The organism is Micromonospora sp. U56, assembly GCF_018070095.1.
Lineage (GTDB): Bacteria > Actinomycetota > Actinomycetes > Mycobacteriales > Micromonosporaceae > Micromonospora > Micromonospora purpureochromogenes.
The window spans coordinates 1-26,587 of record NZ_JAGPYL010000058.1 but is presented as its reverse complement, the minus strand read 5'-3'; the positions used below and the strand labels follow the sequence as shown (position 1 = coordinate 26,587).

At 72.6% G+C, this 26,587-nt stretch carries 21 protein-coding genes and 2 pseudogenes; 8 read left to right on the top strand and 15 right to left on the bottom strand.

All coding sequences use genetic code 11. The features are described 5' to 3' along the window. Positions 1 to 16: 16 nt before the first annotated feature. From KBX37_RS19665 to KBX37_RS19650, 4 genes are all read right to left on the bottom strand, one after another. Positions 17 to 1,414, bottom strand: a complete 1,398-nt coding sequence (locus KBX37_RS19665; protein ID WP_210777402.1) for a DUF4331 domain-containing protein — start codon at positions 1,412 to 1,414, stop codon at positions 17 to 19. A gap of 103 nt (positions 1,415 to 1,517) precedes the next feature. Continuing rightward, positions 1,518 to 1,799 (bottom strand): hypothetical protein, encoded by a 282-nt coding sequence (locus KBX37_RS19660; RefSeq protein WP_088963882.1) that lies wholly within the window; start codon positions 1,797 to 1,799, stop codon positions 1,518 to 1,520. A gap of 126 nt (positions 1,800 to 1,925) precedes the next feature. Beyond that, on the bottom strand, positions 1,926 to 4,433 hold the full coding sequence (locus tag KBX37_RS19655; protein WP_210777401.1) for a bifunctional FO biosynthesis protein CofGH: 2,508 nt from the start codon (positions 4,431 to 4,433) through the stop codon (positions 1,926 to 1,928). Positions 4,434 to 4,653: 220 nt separating this feature from the next. Continuing rightward, positions 4,654 to 5,583, bottom strand: a complete 930-nt coding sequence (locus tag KBX37_RS19650; RefSeq protein ID WP_210777400.1) for a hypothetical protein — start codon at positions 5,581 to 5,583, stop codon at positions 4,654 to 4,656. A gap of 97 nt (positions 5,584 to 5,680) precedes the next feature. On the opposite strand from KBX37_RS19650, the gene cofD reads away from it, so the two are divergent. Both cofD and KBX37_RS19640 read left to right on the top strand, forming a co-directional pair. Next, positions 5,681 to 6,628 carry a 2-phospho-L-lactate transferase gene (cofD, locus tag KBX37_RS19645; protein WP_210777399.1) on the top strand — a complete coding sequence of 316 codons (948 nt, stop codon included), beginning with the start codon at positions 5,681 to 5,683 and terminating at the stop codon, positions 6,626 to 6,628. Beyond that, on the top strand, positions 6,625 to 7,713 hold the full coding sequence (locus KBX37_RS19640) for a coenzyme F420-0:L-glutamate ligase (protein WP_210777398.1): 1,089 nt from the start codon (positions 6,625 to 6,627) through the stop codon (positions 7,711 to 7,713). The genes cofD and KBX37_RS19640 overlap by 4 nt, the downstream gene beginning before the upstream one ends. A 44-nt stretch (positions 7,714 to 7,757) precedes the next feature. Here KBX37_RS19640 and KBX37_RS19635 read toward each other — a convergent pair whose 3' ends face one another. Next, positions 7,758 to 8,762, bottom strand: coding sequence for a helix-turn-helix transcriptional regulator (locus KBX37_RS19635; protein WP_210777397.1), 1,005 nt, complete (start codon positions 8,760 to 8,762; stop codon positions 7,758 to 7,760). A 277-nt stretch (positions 8,763 to 9,039) separates the two neighbouring features. Continuing rightward, positions 9,040 to 10,080, bottom strand: coding sequence for a hypothetical protein (locus tag KBX37_RS19630; protein WP_210777396.1), 1,041 nt, complete (start codon positions 10,078 to 10,080; stop codon positions 9,040 to 9,042). 39 nt (positions 10,081 to 10,119) lie between these two features. Here KBX37_RS19630 and KBX37_RS19625 point away from each other — a divergent pair, with 39 nt between their 5' ends. After that, on the top strand, positions 10,120 to 10,725 hold the full coding sequence (locus tag KBX37_RS19625; protein ID WP_210777395.1) for an NUDIX domain-containing protein: 606 nt from the start codon (positions 10,120 to 10,122) through the stop codon (positions 10,723 to 10,725). A 24-nt stretch (positions 10,726 to 10,749) separates the two neighbouring features. Here KBX37_RS19625 and KBX37_RS19620 read toward each other — a convergent pair whose 3' ends face one another. Then, entirely contained in the window at positions 10,750 to 11,841 is a 1,092-nt protein-coding gene (locus KBX37_RS19620; protein ID WP_210777394.1) for a mannose-1-phosphate guanylyltransferase, read from the bottom strand. A 63-nt stretch (positions 11,842 to 11,904) separates the two neighbouring features. After that, positions 11,905 to 13,050 carry a glycosyltransferase family 1 protein gene (locus KBX37_RS19615; protein WP_210777393.1) on the bottom strand — a complete coding sequence of 382 codons (1,146 nt, stop codon included), beginning with the start codon at positions 13,048 to 13,050 and terminating at the stop codon, positions 11,905 to 11,907. Positions 13,051 to 13,201: 151 nt separating this feature from the next. Here KBX37_RS19615 and KBX37_RS19610 point away from each other — a divergent pair, with 151 nt between their 5' ends. Further along, complete coding sequence (locus KBX37_RS19610; protein ID WP_210777392.1) at positions 13,202 to 13,891, top strand: TIGR03089 family protein; 690 nt, start codon at positions 13,202 to 13,204, stop codon at positions 13,889 to 13,891. 44 nt (positions 13,892 to 13,935) lie between these two features. On the opposite strand, the gene KBX37_RS19605 is transcribed toward KBX37_RS19610, so the two are convergent. Further along, positions 13,936 to 15,984 carry an acetoacetate--CoA ligase gene (locus tag KBX37_RS19605; protein ID WP_210777391.1) on the bottom strand — a complete coding sequence of 683 codons (2,049 nt, stop codon included), beginning with the start codon at positions 15,982 to 15,984 and terminating at the stop codon, positions 13,936 to 13,938. 171 nt (positions 15,985 to 16,155) lie between these two features. Next, positions 16,156 to 16,674: an acyl-CoA thioesterase gene (locus KBX37_RS19600; protein ID WP_154939395.1), complete on the bottom strand. Its 519-nt coding sequence runs from the start codon at positions 16,672 to 16,674 to the stop codon at positions 16,156 to 16,158. Between the two features lie 23 nt (positions 16,675 to 16,697). Between KBX37_RS19600 and KBX37_RS19595 the strand changes: the two genes are divergently transcribed. Next, positions 16,698 to 17,360 (top strand): hypothetical protein, encoded by a 663-nt coding sequence (locus KBX37_RS19595; protein ID WP_210777390.1) that lies wholly within the window; start codon positions 16,698 to 16,700, stop codon positions 17,358 to 17,360. 200 nt (positions 17,361 to 17,560) lie between these two features. Here KBX37_RS19595 and KBX37_RS19590 read toward each other — a convergent pair whose 3' ends face one another. From KBX37_RS19590 to KBX37_RS19580, 3 genes are all read right to left on the bottom strand, one after another. Continuing rightward, positions 17,561 to 18,202: an IS701 family transposase gene (locus KBX37_RS19590; protein WP_374103801.1), complete on the bottom strand. Its 642-nt coding sequence runs from the start codon at positions 18,200 to 18,202 to the stop codon at positions 17,561 to 17,563. Positions 18,203 to 18,489: 287 nt separating this feature from the next. After that, positions 18,490 to 19,743: an IS701 family transposase gene (locus tag KBX37_RS19585; protein ID WP_210777389.1), complete on the bottom strand. Its 1,254-nt coding sequence runs from the start codon at positions 19,741 to 19,743 to the stop codon at positions 18,490 to 18,492. A 414-nt stretch (positions 19,744 to 20,157) separates the two neighbouring features. After that, a complete protein-coding gene (locus tag KBX37_RS19580) occupies positions 20,158 to 20,601 on the bottom strand; it encodes an HIT family protein (protein WP_210777388.1) in 444 nt (147 codons plus the stop codon). A gap of 74 nt (positions 20,602 to 20,675) precedes the next feature. Between KBX37_RS19580 and KBX37_RS19575 the strand changes: the two are divergent. Next, positions 20,676 to 21,109: pseudogene (locus tag KBX37_RS19575) on the top strand (SitI3 family protein). Here KBX37_RS19575 and KBX37_RS19570 read toward each other — a convergent pair. Together KBX37_RS19570 and KBX37_RS19565 are read right to left on the bottom strand one after the other, a co-directional pair. Continuing rightward, complete coding sequence (locus KBX37_RS19570) at positions 21,099 to 21,659, bottom strand: GNAT family N-acetyltransferase (protein WP_210777387.1); 561 nt, start codon at positions 21,657 to 21,659, stop codon at positions 21,099 to 21,101. The pseudogene KBX37_RS19575 and the gene KBX37_RS19570 sit on opposite strands and share 11 nt — an antisense overlap. Before the next feature lie 607 nt (positions 21,660 to 22,266). Then, entirely contained in the window at positions 22,267 to 23,430 is a 1,164-nt protein-coding gene (locus KBX37_RS19565) for an acyl-CoA dehydrogenase family protein (RefSeq protein ID WP_210777386.1), read from the bottom strand. A 249-nt stretch (positions 23,431 to 23,679) separates the two neighbouring features. Between KBX37_RS19565 and KBX37_RS19560 the strand changes: the two genes are divergently transcribed. Both KBX37_RS19560 and KBX37_RS19555 read left to right on the top strand, forming a co-directional pair. After that, positions 23,680 to 25,107 carry a UDP-glucose/GDP-mannose dehydrogenase family protein gene (locus KBX37_RS19560; RefSeq protein ID WP_210777385.1) on the top strand — a complete coding sequence of 476 codons (1,428 nt, stop codon included), beginning with the start codon at positions 23,680 to 23,682 and terminating at the stop codon, positions 25,105 to 25,107. Between the two features lie 157 nt (positions 25,108 to 25,264). Then, a pseudogene (locus tag KBX37_RS19555) lies at positions 25,265 to 26,587 on the top strand (permease); the annotation flags it as partial.

Below are 26,587 nucleotides of genomic sequence, written 5' to 3'. Positions count from 1 at the left end.
GACGTCCTCCCTCCGCTCAGGACTTCGCCACCGGCGGGTTGTTGAACCCGTCGTACGGCGTACCCAGGAATGGGAAGCCGGCCAGGAAGGGCGCGGTCACGTCGGCGGCGCTCAGCCCCGGGGTGACCGCGCCGGCCGCCACGTCGGGGGTGAAGGCCTTGTCCACCAGCGGCACGGTGAGCCCGGCGATGGCCCGCAGCGCGATGCTCACCACGTCGTCGCCGACCCGCCGGCCGTTGGGGAAGCCGGCCAGGTCGCCGCCGAGCACGCCGAACCGGTCCGGCTTGGCGGTCGGCTTGATCGCGGTGTTCAGCCGCAGCATGTCGGCCTGCACGTCGCCGGTGTTGTTGGTGAAGCCGTCGATCAGCCCGGCCGGGATGCCGGTGAGCAGGATCGCCGCCAGGTCCGCCCGGGCCTTCTTGGCCTTGTTCAGCGCGTCCAGCTTGGGGAAGACGCCCGGATAGAGGGCCGGCAGCAGGGCGGCCAGCTCCGGCTGCTCGACGAAGCGGGCGAACCGCTTGTCCTCCGATGGCGGCAGGGTGTTCCACAGGTCCTTCTTGGACATTGGCACGATGACCTCGTTGAACAACGGGTTGCCCAGCCGGGACACCTGGGTCCACGGGCCGGTGGCGGTGTCCGCGGCGGCCCGGTCGCCGAGCACCCGCACCTGCTGCCGCGAGGCCGACGTCCACACGCCGATCACCGAGGCGCGGTCGGCGGGAGCGTACCGGTTGGCCTTGCGGCGCACCTTGCTCAGCGGCACCTGCACCGCGATGCTGTGCACGTTCATCCGGTCCAGGGCGTTGACCGGCTCGCCCTCGGCCTTGAACAGCTTCTTGCCGGCGACGTGCAACTGCTGGAACGGCCGCAGCGTACCCAGGTCGAAGATGGCCCCGAGGTCGACGAAGAAGCCGTCCGCGCGCTGCCCGGCGAAGACCCGCTCCCCGGTGGAGAGGCTGTACGTCGCCTGGCGAGCCAGCTGGGCGTAGTTCGGGGTGGAGAGCGGCCCGACGTTGCACGGCGGGCAGGGCAGCTTGTTTGCGAGCACGTGCTCCCGGCCGTCGGCCACCCGGGTCAGCTTGTAGAACTGGCGCCGATTCCAGTTCTCGCTGTCCAACGACTCGATCGGGCCGGTGTTGTAAAGAAAGCTGTTCGGATTCGTGATCTCGGTGCTGAATTCGAACCGGTAGCTCACGTCGGGACGGCCGTCACCGTCGTTGTCAATGTGAATCTCGTACCGCACGTCGTCGCCGAACTCGAAGAAGTTCGGTCCGCCGGAGGGGAGCTGCAACGGCACGTAGTTGGCGATCAGCGTCACCGAGTCGGGCCGGTCGGGGCTGACGAACGCGTACAGGTCGGAGCTGTCGGCGACCGGATCCTTGCTTATCTCCGGTGCTTCGCGATGGGAGGACATGGCGGACCAACCTTTGCGGGATCAGGAGTGAGGTGAGGGTGGCCGGGCGCCGAGAGCCCGCGCCGGGCCGGACGGGGAGGGCGGGAGGCCGTACGCCGGCGGGTCAGCGCCGCCCGGCGGCGCGCCGCAACCGGTCCGCCAGCCCGCGGTCGCGTACCTCGATCCGGGACGTGCCGACGAAGACGTCCATCGTCCCGGTGGCGGCGTCGCGCAGGTGGACCACGATCGGGTCGTCCTTCGCGCCGGCGGCCGAGGGGGCGTTCTGCGCGGCCGACAGGCCCGGCACGGTGAGGGCGGCGGCGCCCAGCGTGGCGCTCGCCGCGGCGGTCAACGTCTGCCGGCGGGTCAGTCGCGGCCAGGGCCGCTTCCGCTCGTCACTCGTCATGGGGAACCTTTCCTCCGGCGGCGCGTACGCGCCCGCGATGGCTCGCGAGGGGCTGCCGACGGCGGCCCTCGCCTCAACCGCCGCCGGCGACCAGTGGTACGGCCGGTGCCGGGGAAAGGTTCGACGCTACGCGGGGTGGTGACCGTACGCGGTCGTCCGCTTGCGCGCCGGTCGACCGGCGGCCGCCGCGATGGCCCGCAACTGCTCCTCGGTACGCGCCGAACCGTTGCCGGACCCGGCCATCCGAGAGATGGTCTCCTCCATCAGCGTGCCGCCCAGGTCGTTGCAGCCGCCCTGGAGCATCGCCACCGTGCCGGCATCGCCCAGCTTCACCCAGGAGCACTGGATGTTGTCGATCCGGCCGTGCAGCAGCAGCCGGGCCATCGCGTGCACCGCCCGGTTCTCCCGCCAGGTGGGCCCCGGCCGGGCGATGCCGGCGAGGTAGATCGGCGCGTTGGTGTGCACGAACGGCAGCGCCACGAACTCGGTGAACCCGCCGGTGCGGTCCTGCACCCCGGCCAGCACCCGGAAGTGCGCCAACCACTGCCCGGGGTGGTCCACGTGGCCGTACATCATCGTGGAGCTGGACCGGATGCCCAGCTTGTGGGCCGTGCTGACCACGTCGACCCAGGCGGCGGCCGGCAGCTTGCCCTTGGTGAGCACCCAGCGCACGTCGTCGTCGAGGATCTCCGCGGCGGTGCCCGGGATGGTGTCCAGCCCGGCCTCGCGCAGCCGGGTCAGCCACTCCCGCACCGGCACGCCGGCCTTCGCGGCGGCGGTGACGATCTCCATCGGGGAGAAGGCGTGCACGTGCATCCCCGGCACCCGTGCCTTGATCGCCCGGACCAGGTCGGCGTAGCCGGTCACCGGCATCTTCGGGTCGATCCCGCCCTGGAGGCAGACCTCGGTGGCCCCGGCCGCCCAGGCCTCCTCGGCCCGGTCGGCGACCTGCTCCACCGAGAGCCGGAACGCGTCGGCGTCCCGTTCCCGCTGGGCGAACGCGCAGAACCGGCAGCCCACGTAGCAGACGTTGCTGAAGTTGATGTTGCGGTTGACCACGTAGGTGACGTCGTCGCCGACGGCGTCGCGCCGGACGTCGTCGGCGAGCCGGCACAGCTCGTCCAGCGCCGGACCGTCCGCGCCGAAGAGGGCCAGCGCCAGCTCGGCGTGCCGGGGCTCCAGCAGCGCCGCCGGGTCGTCGGCGGCCAGCCGCAGCCCGGCCCGTACGTCGGCGTCGCCGCCGGGGGCGGCCCCCGCGGTCACCTTGCCGGCGACCTCCGACCAGTCGCCGTAGACGCTGTCGAAGTCGCCCCGCCGGTCCCCGGTACGCCCGGTGGTGTCGATGGTGACGTGCAGGTCGGTCCGCCCGCCGTACGTCTCGTCGGGCTCCTGCCACGGCCGGCCCACCGGCCGGGCGGACTCGACGGCGAGCCCCGTCTCCGGGTCGGCCAGCGCGCCGACGTGCGGCAGCAGCCGGTGGTCGAGCCAGGGGTCACCGGCCCGGACGTACTCGGGGTAGACGGTCAGCCGCTCGCGCAGGGTGAAGCCGGACTTCTCGGTGTGCCGGGCCAGCTCGTCGAGCTGCGGCCAGGGCCGCTCCGGGTTGACGTGGTCCGGGGTCAGCGGCGACACCCCGCCCCAGTCGTCGATGCCGGCGCGCAGCAGCAGGTCGTACTCGCCCTCGATCAGGTTGGGCGGGGCCTGGATCCGGGCCCTGGGGCCGAGCAGCAGCCGGGCCACCGCCACCGTGGCGGCCAGGTCGTGCAGCTCGGCGTCGGGCATGCCGCGCATCGCCGTGTCCGGCTTGGCGCGGAAGTTCTGCACGATCACCTCCTGGAGGTGGCCGTACTCCCGCATGGCCCGGCGGATCGCGAAGATCGCGTCGACCCGCTCGGCCGGGGTCTCGCCGATGCCGATCAGGATGCCGGTGGTGAACGGCACCCCGACCCGGCCGGCGTCGTCGAGCACCCGCAGCCGCACCGCGGGTTCCTTGTCCGGCGAGCCGAAGTGCGGGCCACCCGGCTCGGACCAGAGCCGGGTCGCGGTGGTCTCCAGCATCATCCCCATGCTCGGCGCGACCGGCTTGAGCCGTTGCAGCTCCGACCAGGACAGCACGCCCGGGTTGAGGTGGGGCAGCAGGCCGGTCTCCTCCAGCACCGCCACCGCGCAGGCACGCAGGTAGTCCAGGGTGGAGTCGTACCCGCGCTCGTCCAACCACTCGCGGGCCGCCGGCCAGCGCTCCTCCGGCCGGTCACCGAGGGTGAACAGGGCCTCCTTGCAGCCCAGCGCCGCGCCCTGCCGGGCGATCGCCAGCACCTCGTCCTGCTCCAGGAAGGCGGCCGGCAGCCGGTGCGGCACGGTGGCGAAGGTGCAGTAGTGGCAGCGGTCCCGGCAGAGCCGGGTCAGCGGGATGAAGACCTTCTTCGAGTACGTCACCACGCCCGGCCGGCCGGCGTCGCGCAGCCCGGCGTCGCGGATCTCCCCGGCGACGCGGAGCAGTTCGTCGAGCTCGGCCCCCCGGGCCGCCAGCAGCGCGGTCGCCTCCGCGACGTCCAGCGCGCGGCCGGTGGCCGCCCGGCGCAGCGCGCGCTGCACGCTCGCCTCGGTCGGGGCGGGATCGGTGCGGTCAGCCATCCGCTCAGCCTATGCGCTGGCTCGGCCGGCCGGACGGGCACGGAAGACGGTGTGAGATCAACCCGCCCCGCGCCGGTCGGTTGCCGGCGGATGCGTCCCGGGCGCGGCACGTCGAGCGTGATACCTCAGGGTCATCTTGATGCCGCTGAGGTATCACGCTCACCGCGGTGGTGCTTCGCTGAGCCGACCCGGCCCGGCGACAGCGGACGGGCGGCTCGGCTCAGCGTGGGGAGTTCGGGTCGTCCCGGTGGAAGCGCTGGGTCCGGTCGACGTCCTCGCCACCGGGCGGCCCGGCCGGCCCGCCCACCTCGCCCGGCTGGCGTGGGATGGTCTGGGTGGGGTCGGCCGACGGCGGCTGGCCGAACGGCGGAGCGGTGTTCGGGCTGGCGAACGGCGGCGCGGACTGCGGCGTGCCGAACGGCGGTGCCGACTGCGGAGCGGCGCCGAACGGCGGGGCCGAGGACGGGCCCGGCTGGCCGTACTGGCCGTACTGGCCGGCGGCCGGGTAACCGGCGGACGGCTGACCGGCGGGCGGGTAGCCGGTGCCGGGGTGGCCGGCGGGCTGGCCCGGGGGCGGGTAACCGGCGGCGGGGTAGCCCTGGCCGGACTGCTGCGGCCAACCGGGCTGCGGCTGGCCGTACACGCCGGGCTGCGGCCTGGGACGGGGGACGTGGTAGAACGCCCGCCAGACCCGGTAGACGACGAACGCGGCGAGGGCGAAGAGCGCGAACCAGGCGGCCCGGGTCAGCAGGCCGAGCAGGGCGTCCAGCACCTCCGCGTCGGCCAGCCGGTTGACCAGCCAGATCAGGAAGGTCAGCGTGCCGAAGAGCGCGCCGAAGGCGTACTCGCCGACCGCGACCTGGGTGATCTGCTTCGCCCGCGGCAGGACCGGCGGGACGTGCGTGGCGAGCAGCACGGCCAGCAGCGGCAGGACGGTCGCCTCGATGCCGACGAACGAGAAGAAGGTGCTGCCGGCCCGGCTCGAGAAGGTGCTGTACTCCGAGGCCGGCGCGAGCAGCCGGATCAGTCCGACGAAGAGCAGCACGGCATTCGCGCCGAGCAGCACGAACGCGGCGAGTTCGCGCAGTGGACCGGTGAGCTGGCGGGCCTGCGTCGCGTCTTTCGGCGCCGGCTCGGCGGGGCTGGTCACGAGTTCTCCCTCGGGCGAAACGGACAGATGCCGACGTGAGCCTAGTCTCCCGGGCCACCGACGGACCGCAGGCGTCGCGTACGCCAGGATGGACGTCATGCGCATTGTGGTTCTGACCGGCGGGATCGGGGGCGCCCGGTTCCTGCTCGGCGTCCGGGCGTACGCCCGCGAGGTGGGCGCCGAGGTGACCGCCGTGGTCAACGTCGGTGACGACCTGCTCCTGCACGGGCTCAAGGTCTGCCCCGACCTGGACAGCGTCATGTACACCCTGGGCGGCGGGGCCGACCCGGAACGCGGCTGGGGACGGGTCGGTGAGACCTGGACGGTCAAGGCGGAGCTGGCCGCGTACGGCGCGGAGCCGACCTGGTTCGGGCTCGGCGACAAGGACATCGCCACCCATCTGGTGCGGACCACCATGCTCAACGCCGGGTACCCGCTCTCCGCGGTGACCGAGGCGCTGGCCAGCCGCTGGCAGCCCGGCGTACGCCTGCTGCCGGCGACCGACGACCGGCTGGAGACCCACGTGGTGGTCGACGGCGAGGAGGGGCAGCGGGCGATCCACTTCCAGGAGTGGTGGGTGCGCTACCGGGCGGACATCCCCACCCACCGGTTCGTCTTCGTCGGCGCGGAGAGCGCCAAGCCGGCGCCGGGGGTGCTGGAGGCGATCGCCGGCGCGGACGCCGTGCTGGTCGCGCCGAGCAACCCGGTGGTGAGCGTCGCCCCGGTGCTCGCCGTGCCGGGGCTGCGCGACGCGGTCGCCCAGCGTCCGGCCCGGGTGGTCGGGGTCTCTCCGATCATCGGCGGCGCTCCGGTGCGCGGGATGGCCGACCGGTGCCTGTCGGTGCTGGGTGTGGAGTGCAGCGCCGCCGGGGTGGGCCGGCTCTACGGCGGGCGGAGCGAGGGCGGCCTGCTCGACGGCTGGCTGGTCGCGCCGGAGGACGAGGGCACCTCGGTGCCGGGGGTGGCGGTCCGGTCCGCGCCGCTGCGGATGACCGACGAGGCGGCGACCGCGCAGCTGGTGCGGGCCGCGTTGGAGCTGGTGTGAGACTGGAGATCCTGCCGGTGCTGGGCATCGGCGACGTGACCGAGGGCGACGACCTGGCCGCGCTGATCGCGACCGCCGCGCCGTGGCTGCGCGACGGGGACGTGCTGGTGGTGACCAGCAAGATCGTCTCGAAGGCGGAGGGTCGGCTGGTCGACGTGCCGGCGGACGGGCCGGAACGGCTCGCCGCGCGCGACGAGGTGCTGGCCGCCGAGACCGCCCGGGTGGTGGCGACCCGTGGCGCGACCCGGATCGTCCAGACGCACCACGGCTTCGTGATGGCCTCCGCCGGGATCGACGCCTCCAACGTCGACAAGACCCGGCTGGTGCTGCTGCCCAAGGACCCGGACGCCTCGGCCCGGGCGCTGCGCGCCGCCCTGGCCGAGCGGTACGGCGTCGACGTGGCGGTGATCGTCAGCGACACGATGGGTCGGCCCTGGCGCAACGGGCTCACCGACGTGGCGCTCGGCGTGGCCGGCATGTCCGCCATCCGCGACCACCGGGGCGAGGTCGACCCGTACGGCAACGAGTTGCAGCTGACCCAGATGGCCGTGGTCGACGAGCTGGCCGGCGCCGGCGAGTTGATCAAGGGTAAATGCGACCAGGTCCCGGTCGCGGTGGTGCGCGGGTACCTGGGTGCCGGCCGCACCGACGACGGCGCGGGCGCGAGCGTCCTGGTCCGGGACGCGACGATGGACCTCTTCTCACTCGGCACCGCCGAGGCGCGGGCGGCCGGCCTCCGGTCCGCCGCGACCCTCGCCGACGGCACCGGTCCGACGCCGGCCGACCCGGAGGCGGTCCGGCGGGCCGTCGCCGCGGTCGCCGGCGTGGTCGCGCCCGGCACCGCCTTCACCCACGTCACCGACGAAGAGGTACGCGCCGGCCTGGTCGCCACCGTCCCGGGCTGGCCGGTGGGGGCCACCGGGCTGATCCTCGGCGCGGCACCCACCCCGATCGACCGGCCGGACCTGGTGCGCTTCGGCGCGGACCTGCAACGGCTGCGCACCGCGCTGGCCGCCGAGGGGGTGCCCTCGGCGCTGCTGCCGCCCCCGGCGGGCAGCACGGCCAGCGCCTGCCTGGCGATCTGACGTCGGGCCGGGTCAGGCCTCCAGCATGGCCCGCTGAGGCCGGGTCAGGCGTCCAGCATGGCCCGGCCCAGCGGGGTCAGGGTGTGCAGCACCGTGTTGCGGTCCCGCTGGCTGACCAGCAGCCCGGCGTTGCGCAGCACGGCGGTGTGCTGGCTGGCGGCGGCCGGCGAGATGTGCAGCCGCCGGGCCACCTCGCCGGTGGTGCAGCCGTCGTCGCTGACCTCCAGCACCGCGGCCCGGGTCCGGCCGAGCAGCGCGGCGAGCGCCTCCCGCCCGGCCCCCTCGCGGTTCGGGCCGGCGCCCTCGCCGGGCGCCGGGACCAGACCGCCCAGCCGGTCCACCGGATAGACCAGCACCGGGGGCAGCGCCGGGTCGAGCAGGGCCACCGGGGTACGCGCGCAGAAGAACGAGGGCACCAGCAGCAGCCCGCGCCCGTCCAGGTGCAGCTCCCGGCGGTCCGGGTAGTCCAGCACCTCCAACCGCCCGGAGTCCCAGCGCATGGTGGGGCGCAGGCTGGCCAGCAGCCCCTCCGCCCCGCCGTCGAGCAGGGCACGGGCGCGCCGGTTACGGTCGGCCTCCACCGCCGCCTGGATCCGCCCCCAGTACGGCTCGAGCGCCACCGACCGGTACTGCGTCATCGAGTCGGTGAGCAGTTGCAGCACCTCCGGCTCGCCGCGGGCCAGCGCGGCGGCGGAGGAGGGCAGCGAGTTCGCCCCCGCCAGCACGGTCAGGTCCCGGTTCAGCAGGTCGATCGGGGTGGACCGGACCGCGTCCAGCCCCGCCTCGAACCCCGCCACGCTCTGGTACGGGGTGAGGAAGTCCGGGAAGTAGCCGCGCGGCGGGTTCAGCGCGAAGAGCAACCGGAGCTGGTGGGAGGTGACGTCGCGGCGCAGCTCGCGGGCGACGCCCCGGCGCCAGTGCGCCATCAGCGGGTCCCGGGTACGGCCCTGCAGCAGGTGCAGACTCAGCACCAGCTCCCAGATCGGGTCGGCCGCGGGGGCCACCCTGGTCCGGAGAATGTCCTCCTGAGAGAAGTGGATCGTCAGCATGGAAGCGCTCCTGAGGGCGGACAGGGGGATTGCCCACCGACCCTCTGCACTCTACCCGCCCGGCACTTACCTCCACTTTTAAGCGTGGGCTGAAAAACCTCGACGCCCCCGACCGCCGGTTGGCATGCTCCTACTGCCCGGTCCGGCGTACGAAGGGGTCCACCAGCCACCCGACCGGGACGCCTGGGGGCGGTGGGCGCGTCCGGGAGACACCACGAGGGTCTGCGGCCCTGGTCCGCAGAGGTGTCCCCCGGGCGCTCCGCGCCGAGCGGGCCGGTCAGCCGATCCAGAGCGCGACCCGGTGGTCCTCGTCGGTGACGTAGAAGCAGCTCCCGTCCAGCTCGGCCAGACCCTCCACGTGGTGGAAGGGCGCCAGGTCGGCCACCAGCTCCCCGGCGACCAGATGCTCCTCGGCCCCCGGCCGCCACCGGAAGCGGACGTGCCGGGAGGTCACCCCACCCCCCGCCGGATGGTCGTCCAGCAGCACCGAGCCCTTGCCCAGCGCGTCGATCGAGCCGACCACCGCCGCGTAGCCGCCGTCGGCGGTCGGGGCGATCGCGCGGAAGCCGACCAGCGCGCCCGACGGCGTCACCCCGGTCAGCGCGTACGCCCGGCCGGCCACCGGCCAGTCGCCGTCCCCGGCGAACATTTCCGGCACCCCGGCCAGCTCGACCAGGATCGGCTCACCGGCGGCGGTCACCGGGAACCGGAGGCCGAGCAGCACGGTGCCGTCCGGGGTGAACGTGGCGGCCTCCACGTTCAGCGGCAGGTCGTCCTCGGCGAGCCGGCTCACCCAGCTCTTCGCCCGGGCGGTGCCCCGGGCCAGCGTCTCGACGATGAACCGGCGGCGGACCCGGTCGCCGGGCGGCAGCGGGGTGAAGGGCGACTTCGCCAACGCGTCGTTGACCACCCGGTGCACCCGGAACCGGTTGCGCACCACCCGCACCGGCAGGGTCCCCGCCGCCGCGTCGTCCTCGCGGAACCGGGCCACGAACGCCCGGCGCGGGCGCAGCGGGCCGGCCTTCGAGCCGAAGTGCGAGCCGAAGACGTACACCCAGCCGTCGTGGTGGGCCAGCGCCTCGCCGTCCTCGGTGCGCCCGTTCTCGACGCCGGCGTCGGCGGGCACGTGCCGGGCGACCCACGCGCCGTCGGAGCGTTCCAGCAGCAGGGCCAGGCAACGCTCCACCGGGCCCTCGTCCAGCACCGTCCAGAACCCGCGCCGGGCGCCGTACGCGCGCAGCAGCGCCGCGGAACGGACCGGCAGCAGGTCACTGGCCTCGTTGCCGGCCACGACGAACTCGACGAGTCGCAGGGTCACCGGGCCAGGGTACGGAGCCGACGCTCGTAGAGTGTCGGGGTGCCCGACGTCTCCACCCCGACCGACCCCGCCCGCCCCCCGTCCCCGTCCGCCGGCGAGGCGGCGCTGCACGCCGACGCGGTGGCGCTGCTGAGCGGGTGGACGGCGACCGGCCCCGCCGCCGCCGAGGCGCGGGACCGCACCCTGGAGCTGCTGACCGCCGGGCCGGTGGCGATGGGCCGCAGCCACCGACCCGGGCACGTCACCGCCAGCGCGCTGGTGCTGGACGCCACCGGAGAGCGGGTGCTGCTCTGCCTGCACGGCAAGTTCCGCCGGTGGGTGCAGCTCGGCGGGCACTGCGAGCCGGCCGACCGTACCCTCGCCGGGGCCGCGCTGCGCGAGGCGACCGAGGAGTCGGGGATCGCCGGGCTGGTCGTCGACCCGGTGCCGATCGACGTGGACATCCACCCGGTCGCCTGCCAGGGCGGCTCGCTGCACCACGACGTACGCTTCGCGGTCTTCGCCCCGCCCGGCGCGGTGGAACGGGTCAGCGACGAGTCCGAGGCGCTGGGCTGGTTCCCGCCGGACCGGCTGCCCGAGCCGCTGGCCGGCGGGACGGTCCAGCTCGTCGCGCCGGCCCTGGCCGCGCTGCGCCGCCGCGCCTGAGGAGGCGACCGGCGGCGAGGCGGGTCAGACCAGGCCCTCCTCGCCCCGCTCCTTGAGCGCGTCGACCAGCACCTTGACGTCCTGGGCGCGGTCGCGCGGGCAGACCAGCACCGCGTCCGGGGTGTCCACCACGATCAGGTCCCGTACCCCGAGCGCGGCGACCAGCCGGCCGGACTGCGGCACCACCACCAGGTCGGCGCAGTCGTGCAGCAGCACGCCCGGCTTGGCGTCGGTGCCCAGCACCACGTTGCCGGCCGGGTCGGCGGGGAGCACGTCACCGAGGGTGTGGAAGTCCCCGACGTCGTTCCAGCCGAAGTCGCCGGGCACCGTCGCGACCCGACCGGCGGTCGCCGCGCCCTCCATCACCGCGTAGTCGACGGAGATCTTCGGCAGCGTCGGCCAGACCGTGCCCAGGATGTCGTCCTGCTCGGGGGTGCCCCAGGCGGCGGCGATGGCGCTCACCCCGGAGTGCAGGGCCGGCTGCTGGCGGGCCAGTTCGGCGAGGAAGACGTCCACCCGCCAGACGAACATGCTGGCGTTCCAGAGGTGCCGCCCCGAGCGCAGGTACGCCTCGGCGACCGGCGCGGCCGGCTTCTCCTTGAACTCGGTGACCGGACGCAGTGGACCGTCGCCGGTCGGCTCGCCGGTCTCCAGGTAGCCGTACCCGGTCTCGGCACGGGTCGGGGTGATGCCCACCGTCATCAGCAGACCCCGCTCCGCGCCGCGTACCGCCGCGCGCACCGTCTCCACCCAGGCGTCGGCGTCCCGGATCAGGTGGTCGGCCGCGAAGGAGCCCATCACCGCCTCCGGGTCCCGCTGCGCGATCACCGCGGCGGCCAGCGCGATCGCCGCGCAGGAGTCCCGCGGCGAGGGCTCCACCAGGATGTTCTCCTCGGGCACCCCGGTGAGCTGCCGGGCCACCGCCGCCGCGTGCGCCGCGCCGGTGACGACCAGGATGTGCTCCGGTGTGGTCAGCGGCGCCAGCCGGTTGACGGTCGCCTGGAGCAGCGAGGCGCTGGTGCCGGTGAGCGGGTGGAGGAACTTGGGGTGCCCCGCGCGGGACAGCGGCCACAGTCTCGTGCCGCTGCCTCCCGCCGGGATGACGGCGTAGAGCATCAGCACATCATGCCCGAACCGTCTCGGGGCGGACACGGGGTCGTTCGCCGGGTCGTCGCACGCTCAGGCCCGGGCCCGGCTCCACGCCGCGATGTGCACCTCGGCGCTGGACCCCCAGGTGAACTCCTTGGCCCGGTCGAAACCGGCCTTGGCCAGGGAGAGCCGGCGTTGCTCGTCGTCGAGGAGGGCGGCCAGGTCGGTGGCGATCTGGTCCGGGTCCTCGCTGGTGTAGGCGACCGCGTCGCCACCCACCTCGGGCAGCGAGAGGCGCGGGGTGGTGAGCACCGGGGCCGCGCACGCCATCGCCTCCAGGATCGGCAGCCCGAACCCCTCGCCGTACGACGGGTAGGCGGCCACCAGCGCGCCGCCGAGGAAGCCGGGCAGGTCGGCGTAGCGCAGGTAGCCCGGGCGCAGCAGGCGCAGGTGCGACGGCACCTCGGCCACGGCGCGGTCGATGTCGTCGTCGTGCCCCTGGCCGCCGGCGACCACCAGGGCCGGCGGGTTGTCCCGGTCGCCCACCGCGCGGGCCCAGCCGCGGATCAGGTTGGGGACGTTCTTGCGCGGCTCCTTGGCGCCGAGGAAGGCGACGTAGCTGCTGTTGCCCAGCCCCAGCCGGGCCCGGACCCGGGCCTTCTCCTCCTCGCTGGGCGCGTGGAAGGCCGCGTGGTCGACGCCGTGGTAGGCGACGTCGATCCGGGTGGGGTCGGCGTCGAGCAGCCGGATCAGCTCGTCCCGGGTGGCCTTGCTCGGCACGATCACCCGGTCGGCCCGGCGCAGCGAGGTCTTGATCGCGCTGCGGAAGAACGTCCGCCGGGACTTGTCGTAGTGCTCCGGCTCGGTGAAGAAGGTCGCGTCGTGCACGGTCACGGTGACCGGACAGCCGGCCCGCAGCGGGCAGGTGTAGAAGGGCGAGTGCAGCACCTCCGCGCCGACCTGCTGGGCGAGCAGCGGCAGGCCGGTCTGCTCCCAGGCGAGGCGGGCGGGCCGGTGCGCGACGGCCGCCGGGGCGGGGATGACCTCGGCGCCCGGCAGCATCCGGGTGTAGCGCTCCAGGTCGGTGCGGAGGCCGACCACGACCAGGTCCACCCCCGAACCGCACACGGTGCCGAGGGCGCCGAGGAGGCCGTCGACGTATCTACCGACGCCGCCACGGTCGGCGGGGACACTCGTGGCGTCGATGAGCACGCGGGGCGGGCGACCGGCGGTCACGGGGCGACTCCTTGAACTGGCGGGTCTGTGGGGAACAACACTCCGGGCAAGCCTACGCCGGAGCCCGGTCCGGACGCTGACTGCGACCCGACGGTACGCCGACTTGTCATCGTCATCGAGTACGGGTCTCGGCGGCGTATCGTTCGCGCCGATGGCCGAGAACATTGCCCGGGTCTTCGCCGACGCGATCGCGACCGACCCCGCCCGCCCCCTGCTGACCTGGTACGACGACGCCACCGGCGAGCGCACCGAACTGTCCGGCGCGACCCTGGCGAACTGGGTGGCCAAGACCGCCAACCTGCTCGTCGACGAGCTCGCCCTCTCCCCCGGCGATGCCGCCGCGGTGCTGCTCCCGCCGCACTGGCAGACCGCCGCGGTGCTGCTGGGCTGCTGGTCGGCGGGGGTGACGGTGGCCGACACGCCGGGCGACGTGGACGTGCTCTTCGCCGCCGCCGACCGGGTCGCCGAGGCGGCCGCCTGGTCGGCCGGGGACCGGTACGCCCTGGCGCTCGCCCCGTTCGCCGCCCCACTGCGCGCGGTGCCGGCCGGTTTCGCCGACTACGTGGTCGAGGTACGCACCCACGGCGACCACTTCACGCCGTACTTTCAGGGTGGCCCGGGCGACGCGGCGCTGCTGGCCCCGGCGGCCGACCGCGCGACGGAGCTGTGCATCGCCCCCGGCGACCGCCTCCTGGTCGACGCCGCCCGGCACCCCGACCCGGTCGACTGGCTGCTCGCCCCGCTGGTGCGGGGCGCCAGCATCGTCCTCTGCGGCAACCTCGACGCCACCCGGCTCGACGGCCGGGTGGCGTCCGAGAAGGTGACCCGGATCCTCGCCTGAGCCGGGCCCGGCGACCCGCGCCGACGGGCGCGGTGCGGGGTGGGTCAGGCGGGGGTGGGGGTGTCGTGGTCGCTGGCGCGGCGCTGGGCGAAGGTGGCGAAGGCGGTCAGCGACTCGGGGTTGGCCAGGGCGCCCTTGGCGGCGGCCGAGTCCACCGGGGTGCCGGTGAGGATCTTCTTGACCGGCACCTCCAGCTTCTTGGCCGACAGCGTGCGCGGCACGGCGCGGACCTGGTGGATCTCGTCCGGGACGTGCCGGGGCGACAGGGCGGTGCGCAGCTCCCGGCAGATCTTCCGGCGCAGCGCGTCGTCCAGCTCCAGCCCCTCGGCGAGGACCACGAAGAGCAGCAGCTCGCCCGCGCCGCCCTCGTCGTCCTCCAGGTGCACGACCACCGAGTCGACGACCTCGTCCAGCCCCTCGACCACCGAGTAGAACTCGGCGGTGCCGAGCCGCACGCCGCCCCGGTTCAGGGTGGCGTCCGACCGGCCGGTGATGACGCAGCCGCCCCGGTCGTTGATCGTGATCCAGTCGCCGTGCCGCCACACCCCGGGGTAGACCTCGAAGTACGCCTCCCGGTAGCGGCGGCCGTCCGGGTCGTTCCAGAAGCCCACCGGCATGCTCGGCATCGGCGCGGTGATCACCAGCTCGCCCAGCTCGCCGATGACCGGGGTGCCGTCGGCGGAGCGGGCCTCCACCCGCGCGCCGAGGGCCCGGCAGGTGATCTCACCGGCGTGCACCGGCAGCAGCGGCACCCCGCCGACGAACCCGGTGCAGACGTCCGTGCCGCCGGAGAGGGACTGGAGCTGGAGGCTCTCACCGACCGTCTCGTACACCCAGGTGAAGCCCTCGGCGGGCAGCGGCGCGCCGGTCGAGCCGACCCCGCGCAGCGCGGCGAGGTCGGCGATCTCCCTGGGCACCAGGCCGGCCTTGCGGCAGGCCAGCAGGAACGGCGCCGAGGTGCCGAAGTACGTCGTCTGGGTCTCCTCGGCCAGCCGCCAGAGCGCACCCAGGTCGGGGTGGCCCGGGTTGCCGTCGAAGAGCACGATCGTCGCGCCCACCGCCGGGGCGGAGACCAGGAAGTTCCACATCATCCAGCCGGTGGTGGTGAACCAGAAGAACCGGTCGGCCGGGCCCAGGTCGTGGTGCAGGGCGAGCATCTTCAGGTGCTCCAGCAGGATGCCCCCGTGCCCGTGCACGATCGGCTTGGGCAGGCCGGTGGTGCCGGAGGAGTAGAGCACGTAGAGCGGGTGGTCGAACGGCACCGGGGTGAAGGTCAGCGGCTCGTCGGTCGGGGCGGCCAGCTCGTCCCAGCTCAGCGCGCCCTCCGGCGCGGCCGTCATTCGGTTCGGAGTGCCGCCGAGCGGCGCGGAGGCCGAATTATGGCCGTTGGCGCCCGCCGGGTCGAGGTACGCGATGCCGACGGTGTGCTCCAGCGAGGGCAGGGCGGCCCGGATGGCGGCCACCTCGCCGCGCCGGTCGACCGGCTTGTCGCCGTACCGGTAGCCGTCCACGGCCACCAGCACCTTCGGCTCGATCTGCTGCCAGCGGTCGGTGACGCTGCGGGTGCCGAACTCCGGCGCGCAGGAGGAGAAGACCGCGCCGAGGCTGCTGGTGGCCAGCAGCAGCACGTACGTCTCCGGGATGTTCGGGGCGTACGCGGCCACCCGGTCCCCGGCGACCACGCCGAGCCGGCGCAGCCCGGCCGCCACCCGGCGGACCTGCTCGCGCAGCTGCGCGGCGGTCAGCGTGACCGGCGCGCGGGTCTGGCCGTGCGCGATCACCACCGGGTCGTCGTCCGAGCGGCCCGGCATCCGCAGCACGTTCTCGGCGTAGTTGAGCGTGGCTCCGGGGAACCAGCGGGTGCCCGGCATCGTCGGGTCGGTCAGGGTCGCCGTCGGCGGGGTGTGCGCGATGACCTCGAAGTGGTCCCAGACCGAGCGCCAGAACGCGGCCAGGTCGTCGACCGACCAGCGCCACAGCGCGTCGTAGTCGGCGAAGTCCAGCCCGCGGTGCTCACGCAGCCAGCGCAGGTAGTTCCCGATCCGCGACCGCTGGAGTACGTCCGCCGGCGGCGTCCACAGCACGTCACCCACTGCTCCACCCTCCCTCGGGCCCCGCACCACACTGTGAATGGGCCGTGGCGCCATCTTGCCCTACCTCGAAGCGTCATTCTCCGCACCCGGCGCCGGTGAGGGGGCGTGGCCGGCCCACACGCCGGACCGGCCACCTGTGTGGGTCGCGCCACGAGGCACGGGCGGGACGCCTCAGCCGGCCCGGTGCGCCTGGATGGCCCGCCGCCTGGCCAGCCGGTGCGCCCGGCGGATCTCCGCCTCCCGGAACCGGCGCTCGTCCTCCAGGGTCTCCGGCAGCACCGGCCGGACCGCCCGGGGCGCGCCGCCCACGTCGACACCGACGAAGACCAGGTACGCGGTGGCCACCCGGACCGGCTCGTCCTCGGCCGAGTCCCAGCGCTCGGCGACCACCCGGACGCCCACCTCCATCGAGGTCTGCCCGGTCCAGTTCACCTGGGCGTGTGCGTGCACCAGGTCGCCCACCCGGACCGCCTCGGAGAAGACGATCTCGTCGATGGCCGCGGTGACGGCGGTGCCCCCGCTGTGCCGCGCCGCGGCGGCCCCGGCCACGTCGTCGACGAACTTCATCAGCACTCCGCCGTGCACCGTCCCGTAGAGGTTGACGTCGACGGCGGTCATGATGCGACTCAGCGTGACCCGGGAGTACGAGGTGGGCTTGCCCGGCGGGGCGGCGGAGGGGTGCTCGGTCATGGAGGAAACGGTACGGTGCGCGGATGCGACATCTCTGGAGCTTCCTCGCCGGGTTGGTGGTGGCGCCCATCACCTGGGTGCTGGTCACTCTCGGGCAGGACGGGTCGGGTCGGACCGTGAACCGCTGGGTGGAGATCGGTACGTACAGCACGCCCAACCTGATCGAGCCGGCCGTCTACCTCGGCGTCGCCGGCATTCTGCTCGGTCTGCTCGGCACCCTGCGCATCTCGCCGCTCGGCCCCCTCGTCGCCGGGCTGCTGCTGGTCATCCCGTACGTGGGGATGTTCATCGCCCCGTTCACCGTGCTCGACAAGATTCCGGACGGCGGGAAGGTGCTCGGGGACCCGCTGCCGCTGGACCAGCCGGTGCGGAACGGCACGCTGTTCTTGATCGGCCTGCTGCTGCTGATGGCGACCTTCAGCGTGCAGCGGTGGCGACAGTGGCCGGCGCAGTCCACCGGGGCGGAGCTGACCCCGGCCGACGACACACCGCCGGAGAACACCTTCACGCTCGGCGACTGGCCGCCGTCCGGGGCGCGGAGCGAGCAGGACAACGCTCCGCTCACCCTCGGCTACCCGGACGTGGGCACCTCCACCGAGCCGCTGCCCCGGCGCAGCGGCACGGAGTCGCCGTGGACCGCGCCGCCCCGCTACGGGTCCGCGAGCGACAGCACCGACAACCGTTGACGGCTGCGGGCGGGCCGGAGAACCGGCCCGCCCGCCCGACGAGTCGTCGTCAGCCCTTCAGGATCGTCGTCAGCCCTTGAGGAGCTGACGGGCCATCACGATGCGCTGCACCTGGTTGGTGCCCTCGTAGATCTGGGTGAACAACGAGCGCACAGCCGCTGAGCTGGGAAAACTCGCTGAACTGCCCTACCGAAATCGGGTCACGGCGAGTGACGGCGCGTCGCAGCAACGACTAGCAGCGTCCAATGCTGCGCGATGGAACGTCGAATGGCCTCATCGGCTGCCACCCACCGACACGGCAGCCCGCCGGCGACTGCGGAGTCGATCATTCGTCGGGCCAACTGCGGCTTCGTGGCGAACGTCGTGTCGTCGGGGACACCGGCCTCGGCCCTGCGCTGCGGATCCTCACACCAGGCCCGCGGCAGGTAGAGCGCCGCGTCAACCAGCGCGTGCCCGGCCTCGGTGGCATAGACCAGATGCACCGCGAGCTGGCAGTTCTCGATCTTCCCGGCCGTGCCCGAGTACTGGCGCTGGACCCCGACCGTGTGTCGGCCCTTCTTCAGATCCCCCGTCCCATCCACGATCAGGACCGCGTCCGGGTCACCCAGCTGCCCAGCAATGAACCCGCGCACGTCCGCGCGGACCTGCCCGTCGTCCCACCGAGCGCGGGCAAGCAGATCCTGCACCCCGTCCGGCGAGGCGTCACCGGCGTGCTCAGCGATCGTCCAGCAGTTCTTCCGCGGCAACGGCGCCAACAACCCCCGCACGAAGTCCAGCACCCGCCAGCGGGGCTCCGGCCTGCGGAAACGGACTCCGACGGTCACCATCAGCTCGTCAAACAACTCCCGCCACCGCCGGGCGCCTACCCCGTAGGCGGCAGCCACCGCCGCATCATGGTCAGTCCACCCAACCGTCCATGTTCGACGGTGGCTGCTCCCACGTCAGCCCCGGGAACCATCTCCCAATCAGCCAAGGTCAAGATCTCCGGCTGGAGTACTAGTAGTGCTTTGTCATGATCGGATACGGTTTCGGGGTTTTCGTCTGGTAGGGAAACGGGTTTTGCAGGTGGGGCAGGCGCCGGCGAGGCGGACGAGGAGGTGTTGCAGGTCGCGGGGGACTGCGTAGAGGCTCAGGCCGGCGCTGCTGCTTTTGGGTGGTGCAGGCGTTGCAGGGTGCAGAAGGCGTGGGCTGCGGAGACGAGGGTGACGTGGTGGTGCCAGCCTTGCCAGGTGCGGCCTTCGTAGTGGTCCAGGCCGAGGCCGGTTTTCAGTTCGCGGTAGTCGTGTTCGATGCGCCAGCGCAGTTTCGCCCAGCGGATGAGGGTGCGTTTCGCGGTAGTGGTGGGAAGGTTCGACAGCCAGTACTTGGTCGGCTCGTCGCAGCCGGGTGGCCATTCGGCGATCAGCCACGCTTCGGGCAGGTCCTGGCCGCGGTGCGCGGCGAGGAGGGTCCGCCCGGCCGGTCGGACGCGGGTGAACACAAACCGGGACCGCATCTTGACCGGCTTGCCGGCTCGGGTTCGGGAGCCGTCGCGCCAGGCCACCGACTGGGCCTGGGCTGGGCCGCAGGTCAGGATCAGGTCCTTCACCGAGGTGGCGGGTTCCCGGTAACGCGGTTCGGGATACTTCCCGACACCCTGGTAGGGCGGCGTGTTGCGTACCGCCTCCTGCGGGTATACGCCGGCGCGTATTGACACCTGCACCACATAGGACAGGCCCCGCTCGGCCAGGCCGTGGCGGAACTCGGCCGCGTCGCCGTATCCGGCGTCGGCCACGATCAGCGGGGCCCGCAGGCCCCACCCGGTCAGCTCGTCGGTCATGTCCAACGCCAGGCGCCACTTCTCCCGATGCCCAACCTCATCGGGGATCCCGGCCCGCTCCCGCCGCCGGACCGTGTCCGGGCCGGCATCAGGCGAGCAGGGGTCCCAGGCGGCGGGCAGGAACAATCGCCAGTTGGTAGGACAGGACGCGGTGTCGGTGACCAGGTTGACGCTCACCCCGATCTGGCAGTTCGTGACCTTGCCCGCAGTGCCCGTGTACTGACGGGCCACCCCCGGGGAGGCGGCTCCGCACTTGAGCCACCCGGTGTCGTCAACCGCCCACGCCACCGGCCCGATCACTTCATGTATCCGCTGGGCCAACCGACGCCGTACGGGCGTGGCGTCCCACGGGCTGTTCGTCACGAAGTGGTTCAACGCCTGATCGTGCACACCGGCCAGCCGGGCCGCCATCGGCTGGATCGACTTACGCCGCCCGTCCAACATCAGCCCCTGCAGGTACGACACCGCCCGGTCCCGCCACCCGACCCGGGTCAACGACCCGAACACATCCCCAGCAAAATCAGCCAGGTCATCACGAAGCCGCGTCACTTCGAATCCGTCCACACAGGAACCAACGAGTAGCAGCTATCAACAACCACCATCCTTGACCAAAACGTGACAAAGTACTACTAGTGACCAGCGTCCTTCCAGTGCTACGAGGGAATCCATCTCTTGGCGATCAGTGGCGGCATCGAATGAGAACCCTCCGCAACGGCGACCTCGACGCTGCTTGGACGCCGTACCGATGAGGAAGAGCTAACCCGGGGCTTGCGTCCTTCCCCGCGAACCCGCTGCTCGCGCGCCAACCACCCAGGCGCCGCTGCCCCGAACCGCTGCTTGCCGCACGTGCAGGCTGTCACCTGTTCGTAGGAACCTTTTCTGGTCCCCGCCGCAGTAGAACCGAGGCTGCGGGCGATGTCGCGAGCCTTCCAGCTTCAGTGGGGATCACGGCTGGTGCCAGCGCCGGTGACTGATCACTTACGGACTCGGGCCGAAGCTCGTCTGGCGAAGTGCTGGGCCGAGCTTCGCCGTGAGCTGCAAACGTTCACTCAGAGGCACCTCGGTGGACTTGGCACTGTTGAAGTCATCGCCGACGTACCGCGGAACGATGTGCCAGTGCAGGTGGAAGATGTCTTGAGCGGGAGGCCCAAGGTTAAGCCGCACTGTCGTCCCGCTCGCGCCGAACGCCGCCTTCACCGCCTGTGTCGTCACCTGGAGCGCGGCCAGCATGGGGACCGCCTTCTCGGGAGGCACGTCAGCGATGCCGCCGAAGTGACCGGCCGGAACGAGCAGCATGTGACCTCGGTTGTTCGGCCGCTGGTGAAGTGCTGGGAAGACAACGAACTCGTTGTTGACGGCAAGGCAGACGCCGGGATCGGTAACGCCCGCCGTCACCGAGCAAAACACGCACGACAGATTCAAGATCGCATCTCCCGGATTCGAGCCCCACGCTTCATGGCCCATCCTCCCCGGTGGCGGGTGCGACCGGCTCAGAGATCGCGCGCAAACTGACGCTGGCGGGCGACATCCAGCTGGACCAGGTGGCCGAACTCGCCGCTTGAAAAGGCGTCGAGGAGTCGAGGCTGCCTGGCTACCCCCGGCTGCTCGGTGCGGACCTGCGAGACGAGGCCGGATATACGACCAGCATCTACGGGGGCACCAACGGCTACTCCGACGCCGAGGACGACAACGATTCCCAGTGAGAGTGGGAACCCAGCACGACGTCAACATCGTCTTCCACATGGCAAAGGACGACTCATCCGACAGAGCGACACCCAACATGGTCGCGGCCGCAGCCCGGGTGCTCGCTGCCCGGCCGGAGGACGCCGCGCTTGTACTAGACGGCAACTGGGTGCCGCTCACTCGATTGGTGCGCAAGCACAGGCGCTCCTGGTGGGACAACTACGGCGCCAACCAGCTCATCCCCTGAGCACGTCCGCGCTCCACGCGACCATTCGGCAACTTGACCCGTCCCAGCTTTCTGCGGAACTCGAATCCCCGTAAATGGGTACCGTGTGACAGCCGATCCCGCCTGAACCACTGACGCGGGCCGTCCTGCCCGGGACTTTCGATGATCTCGCCCGGCTGGAATCCCAGCCTCTCGTAGAGGGCCTGGCCCCGCTGGGGACAGCGGCCGGGTGCTCAGCTCCGAAGGTCAACACTTCGAGGATGCTTACGGGTGGAACCATCCTCTTGATCGACTCAGCGACAAGAGCTCTGCCCACTCCCCGACCACGGAAGTCGCCGGCCACGACCAGCCAACCGATCCGATACCTCGAGGGCCGCGCGCTCAGCAGCAAACCACCGAGCACCTGATCGTCGCCGCCCCTCACGCACAGCGCAGAGCCGCGCCGGATGTTCTTGTCCAGCGTCTCCTGGAACTCCGGATCGTCGATCATCGGCCCGAACCACTGCTCAACCTCACCCGCCAAGGCGATGAAACCAGCATGATCAGCCGACCCGGCCACCGCTACATCCACCTGTCGACACCTCCTGCGGGGCTCCGCTGGAGCAACTCCTGCGGCTGCGACCCGAGGCCGTCAGTTCAGCCCACAGCGGGGGGCCCACCTCTCAGCCATGGTGGGCTGATCGGCGTCGCTGCGGCCAACCCGTCCCCACTGTCTAGGTTCGCTGTGATCGGGTGAGGGCCAATCCGATAACGCCTGCACCGCCTGACGCACAGCCGGTCCCCCTACGTGAGCTTGCTGATTGCCGGACGGGTCCGGCTCAGGCCGCTCCCGCCCGAGGACCTCCAGGGACGACGCAGCCGCCACGATCGGGCCGACGGAGCCCCAGCCCCGCACTCTACGTAACCGCCAGCCCAGCGACATTTAGTCAAACCCCATCGATTGGGCGAGACGTCTCTTCCGAGACGTCTACCTATATCCCGACCACGCTGGATTGTCCACTATGTAATCTGCACATGCGGATGCATAGGTGGAGCTCCCCAGGATCTCCCCAGAACGCCAACTAAAAGCGCTCTGGGGTAACCGGAAAACACCTCGCAACGTAATCACTCAGCTACGCTGCGTGGCCGCGCCGGTCGGCCCGGCCACACCTGCTCTGAGCTGCGAAAACAGCCCCGAATCAGCCCTTCAGAAGCTGCCGGGCCATGACGATGCGCTGCACCTGGTTCGTTCCTTCATAGATCTGGGTGATCTTGGCGTCCCGCATCATCCGCTCGACCGGGTAGTCGCGGGTGTAGCCGTAGCCGCCGAGCAGCTGCACCGCGTCGGTGGTGATCTCCATGGCGGCGTCGGAGGCGAAGCACTTGGCCGCCGCGCCGAAGTAGGTCAGGTCGGCGTCGCCGCGCTCGGACTTGCCGGCGGCGGCGTACGTGAGCTGCCGGGCCGCCTCCAGCTTCATGCCCATGTCGGCGAGCATGAACTGGATGCCCTGGAACTCCGCGATCGCCTTGCCGAACTGCTTGCGCTCGCTGACGTATCCCTTGGCGTAGTCGAGCGCGCCCTGGGCGATGCCGACGGCCTGCGCGGCGATGGTGACCCGGGTGTGGTCCAGGGTCTGCATCGCGGTGGCGAAGCCGGTGCCCTCGGCGCCGATCATGCGGTCCGCCGGGATCCGGACGTTGTCGAGGTAGACCTCGCGGGTCGGCGAGCCCTTGATGCCGAGCTTCTTCTCCGGCGCGCCGAAGCTGACGCCGGTGTCGGCCTTCTCCACCACGAAGGCGGAGATGCCCCGCGAACGCGCTGTGGGATCGGTCACAGCGAAGACGGTGTAGTACTCCGACACGCCCGCGTTGGTGATCCACCGCTTCACGCCGTTGAGCACCCAGTGGTCGCCGTCGCGCACCGCCCGGGTGGTCATCGACGCGGCGTCGCTGCCCGCCTCCGGCTCGGAGAGGCAGTACGAGAACATCGCGTCGCCCGAGGCGACCCGGGTCAGGTACTTCTGCTTCAGCTCCTCGGAGCCGGCCAGGATCAGCGGCATGGTGCCGAGCTTGTTCACCGCCGGGATCAGCGAGGACGAGCCGCAGGCCCGCGCCACCTCCTCGATCACGATGGCCGTGGCCAGCGCGTCCGCGCCGGCGCCGCCGTACTCGACGGGGATGTGCGGGGCGTGGAAGTCCGCGGCCCGCAGCGCGTCGTAGGACGCCTTGGGGAACTCACCGGTCTCGTCCGCCTCGGCGGCGTTGGGGGCCACCTTCGCGGCACAGACCTCACGGACCGCCTCCCGGATCGCCTCGTGCTCCTCCGGCAACCGGTAGACGTCGAACGACTGCTCTGCGGCCATGTCGGCCCTCCCCTTTCACCGCTATCATGCGCAGTCTGTGGCGTCCTGAGGGTCCGCCGACTGCCGCAGGGTGAAGGATAGCTACCAGGTCCGGCCGGACCTTACCGGCGGGTAGGCTCGCGCACGACCAGCGTCGACACGGCACGACTATCCTCACACAAGACGACAAAGTTCCCTCGGCGCCGGCCATGGCGCCCCAGCCGAACGCGACGCAGCGACGCGCCGCCAGTGCGAGCGGAGAAGACAGGCGTGACGATCCCGTACCCGAACATCCAGCCGGTACCGGCCATCACCCCGGTGACGCCGCCCTCGGGTGCCCCGCGACCGCGGGTGACCTTCCTCGGGACCGGTTACCTCGGCGCGACGTACGCCATCTGCTATGCCGAGCTGGGTTACGAGGTCCTCGGCTTCGACGTCGACGCAAACAAGATCGCCAAGCTGAACGCGGGCGAGGTCCCGATCCACGAGCCGGGCCTGGACGAGCTGCTCCGGCGCAACCTCGCCGCCGGTCGGCTGCGGTTCAGCACCGACATCGGCGAGGTCGCCGACTTCGGCGACGTGCACTTCATCTGCGTGGGCACCCCGCAGCGCGCCGACGGGATGGGCGCCGACCTGTCGTACGTCGAGGCGTCGGTGACCAGCCTGGCCCAGCACCTGACCCGCAAGGCGCTGATCGTCGGCAAGTCCACCGTGCCGGTTGGCACCGCCGAGTGGGTGGAGCAGCTCGTCGGCAAGCACACCCCCAACGACCTGGGCGTCGAGGTGGCCTGGAGCCCCGAGTTCCTCCAGGAGGGCTTCGCCGTCGACGACGTGCTGCGCCCCAACCGGATCGTGGTCGGCGTCAAGACCGAGTGGGCCAACGGCATGCTCTACGCCGCCCACAAGGGCGTCTTCGACCTGGCCGCCACCGAGGACCGCGAGGTGCCCCTGGTGGTCACCGACTTCGCCACCGCCGAGCTGGTCAAGGTCGCCGCGAACGCCTTCCTGGCCACCAAGATCTCCTTCATCAACGCGATGGCCGAGGTCTGCGAGGCCTCCGGCGGCGACGTGACCCAGCTGGCCCGGGCGATCGGGTACGACCCGCGCATCGGCAACCGGTTCCTCCAGGCCGGGCTCGGCTTCGGCGGCGCCTGCCTGCCCAAGGACATCCGCGCCTTCCAGGCCCGGGCCCAGGAGCTGGGCGCCGGCGAGGCGCTGCGCTTCCTGCACGAGGTGGACCTGATCAACCTCCGCCGCCGTACCCGGGTCCTCCAGCTCGCCGCCGACCTGCTCGGCCGCCGCTCCGGCCCGGCCGGCCCGGACTTCTCCGGCACCCGGATCGCCGTGCTGGGCGCCACCTTCAAGCCCAACACCGACGACGTCCGCGACGCCCCGGCGCTCGCCGTCGCCGCCCTGCTCGCCAAGTCCGGCGCGGACGTGCACGTGTACGACCCGCAGGGCACCGAGAACGCCCGCCGGGTCGCCCCCGAGCTGACCTACGAGGCCAGCATGAACGACGCGGTGACCGGCGCCGACCTGGTCTGCGTGCTCACCGAGTGGGCCGACTTCCGCAACGCCGACCCGCTCGTCCTCGGCGAGCTGGCCGCCGGGCGCAAGGTGGTCGACGGGCGCAACTGCCTCGACTCCACACTGTGGACCCAGGCCGGCTGGGAATACCGCGGCATGGGCCGCCCCTGACGGATACGCGCCGACGCGCCGGCCGGGAAGCACCGCTTCCCGGCCGGCGCTCGTCGTTGTGCCGGATCGCCAGCGGCAGGTGTCGAAATCCGCGCCGGGGCAGGGCATGCTCGACACTGGAGGTCCACAGTGCGGGCCGGCCGGGTGGAGGGGTGTCGTGGAGAGCTTTCAGTGCTCCTCGTGCGGGCGGCAGATTCAGCCGGCCGCCCGTTGCCCGCACTGCGGCGCCGAGCAGCCGCAGTGGCGGGAACACCTGGCCGAGATCGAGCGGTCCATCGCGGAGATGAAGGCGCGCGAGGCGGCCATCCTCGCCGAGCAGCGGCAGATCGCCGCCAAGATGCAGGCCGCCCTCTTCCAGCGCGACATCCTCGCCCACGCCGGTGAGGAGCGGACCAGGCAGGCCACCCGCCCGCGCCGGGTGCTGCGCCGCAAGCCCGGCCGCCGACCGCCGACCGCCGCCACCGGCGCCCCGCCCCGGGTGCCCCGGCAGGGCGCCGCGCCGCCCGGGTCCGACGACGGTCCGCCGCCGCCACCGCGCGCCACCGCCACCTGGCTGGACGCCGACGATCCGGAGCACCCGCCGGAGGCGTCCTCCCGCGAGGTGCAGAACATCCCGCTCGGGCTCGGCGCGCTGCTGCTGGCCGTGGCCGCGGTGGTCTTCGCCGCCGTCGCCACCAGCTCGATGGACGCCCTCGCCCGGCTGGGCATCCTGCTGGTCGCCACCGTGCTGCTGCTGCTCGCCCCGCCCGTGCTCGCCCGGCGCGGGCTCACCTCGACCGCCGAGACGATCGCCGCGGTCGGCCTGCTGCTGGTGCCGCTGGCCGGGTACGCGCTGTGGGCGGTGGACCGGATCGGCGCCGGCGGCGCCTCCGGCGCGGTCTTCTCCGGGGTGATCTTCGCGGTCACCGCCGCCGTCGCCCTCGGGTACGCCCGGGGCACCGGCCTGCGCGCGCCCCGCTTCGCCGCCGTGCTCGCCGCCCAACCGGTGGTGCCGCTGCTGGCGTACGACCGGCTCACCGGCCCCGGCGGGTGGGCGTGCGCGCTGACCGTCGTCGCCGTGCTCGCCCTCTGGCTGGCCCGCTCGTCGCTGCTGCTGGAACGCCCGGTCCGCCGCGACCTGCCGGTCGACCCGCCGGCCGCGCCGACCGCGCCCCGGCAGCGCCCCGCCACCGAGGGCCGACCCGAGGCGGCACCCGAGGAGGCCGGCGAGGTGCTCGGCGCGACGGCGGCCCCGGCACCGGGCGAGGTCGTCCGGCCGGTGCCCTGGCTGCCCCAGGTGACCTGGCTGCTGCACGGAGCGGCGGTGGCGCTCGCCCTGGCGTACGCGGTCACCGCGCTGCTGAGGGCGGCCACCGTACCGGCGGCCACGGTGGCCGGCGCCGCGCTGCTGCTGGCCGCGGCGGTGGCCCTGGCCGGCGCGCTGGTGCTGCGGCGACCGCCGCTGCCCGACGTGGCCGCCGGCATCATGACGCTGGCCGTC